1 protein-coding gene is annotated in these 693 nt (G+C 47.0%); it reads left to right on the forward strand.

Going from position 1 to position 693, the window contains the following annotated elements; all coding sequences use genetic code 11:
- Positions 1 to 693 (forward strand): phospholipase D family protein (locus R8O11_RS27870; protein WP_318194953.1); only part of this gene is annotated, 693 nt, incomplete at both ends.

Here is a 693-nt window from a genome sequence, read left to right on the forward strand (position 1 = left end):
GAACCGCCGAATGCACAATAAGTCGCTGATTGCTGACAGTGTCTCTGCGATTGTCGGTGGACGAAATATTGGTAACGAGTATTTCTCTTTTGAATCAGAAGTAGAGTTCGGCGACTTCGATTTACTGCTCTACGGGGAAGCCGTGCAGCAAACGGCGGATCAGTTTGATCTTTATTGGAACAGCGTACACGCCGTGCCGATGGAGTGGATATCGCCAGAATCTCAAAGCGTCTCCGATGCCGCGATTCAAAAACAAGTCACCAAACTGAACTTGCAAGAGAAATTCTCTTCTGGCCGATACGATTTTACCGCCTTGGATATGTATCAAGACCTCAAACAAGGCAAACTGAACTTGTACTGGGGTGATGGACAAGTTTGGTTCGATTTGCCAGATAAAGTCACGACACACGATAGCCAATTAGTCGGAAACTTAACCGAGCTACTAAAAAGTGTTGAGCACTCTTTCGTGCTCATCTCGCCTTATTTCATCCCAACAGAAGCTGGCACAAAAGCTCTGACGAATGCAGCTAAGCGAGGTGTCGACATCACCATCGTAACCAACAGCCTTGCGTCGAATGACGTCTTTGCCGTTCATGGCTGGTACGCCAAATATCGTGAAGATTTGCTCGAATCCGGCATCAAACTTTGGGAAGTGAAATCCAGCGCGAAGCTCAAGAGTAAATGGAGCTTAAC

This window comes from Vibrio sp. 1288, from assembly GCF_033344475.1.